This window comes from Kocuria subflava (assembly GCF_012163155.1).
Taxonomy (GTDB): domain Bacteria; phylum Actinomycetota; class Actinomycetes; order Actinomycetales; family Micrococcaceae; genus Kocuria; species Kocuria subflava.
In genome coordinates, this window is sequence record NZ_JAAVUN010000119.1 from 1 (window position 1) to 719 (window position 719).

The following is a 719-nucleotide window of genomic DNA, read 5'->3' on the forward strand; positions in this document are numbered from 1 at the left end:
GGCAAGATCCGCGTTGATCCGCGAGACGATGCCGTCGTGCGAATAGGAGCCGTCCTGCCCGAACGAGACTTCGCGCAGGAGGAAGAAGCGCACCTGATCCAGCCCATACTCACCGATGAGCGCGTGCGGGTCGATCACGTTGCCCACGGACTTCGACATCTTCTCGCCCTGGTTGTAGAGGAACCCGTGGGCGAAGACCTTGCGCGGCAACTCCAGTCCGGCCGACCACAGGAACGCCGGCCAGTACACGGAGTGGAAGCGGGCGATGTCCTTGCCGATCACGTGGACGTCGGCCGGCCAGTAGCGGGTGAAGGCGTCGTCGTCCGTGGCCGGGAAACCCACGCCGGTGAGGTAGTTGGTCAGGGCATCCACCCACACGGACATGACGTGGTCGGGGTCCCCGGGCACGGGAACCCCCCAGTCGAAGGTCGTCCGGGAAATGGAGAGGTCACGCAATCCGGAACGGACGAACTCGGCGATCTCGTTGCGCCGTGTCTCCGGGTACAGGAACCCCTCCCGCTCGTAGAACTCCAGCAGCCGGTCCTGGTAGGCCGAGAGTCGGAAGAAGTAGGAGGCCTCCTCCGTCCAGGTCAGCTCGGTCCCGGTCTCCTTGGAGTAGCGCAGCCCGTCGACACGGACCTCGGTTTCGTCCTCGCCGTAGAACGCCTCGTCACGCACCGCGTACCACCCGGAGTACGGGTCCAGGTAGATGTCCCCGT

The 719-nt window shown here is 65.2% G+C and carries 1 protein-coding gene; it reads right to left on the reverse strand.

What is annotated here, in order from left to right; translation table 11 throughout:
* Nucleotides 1-719 (reverse strand): methionine--tRNA ligase (locus GTW58_RS13295; RefSeq protein ID WP_168023584.1); only part of this gene is annotated, 719 nt, incomplete at both ends.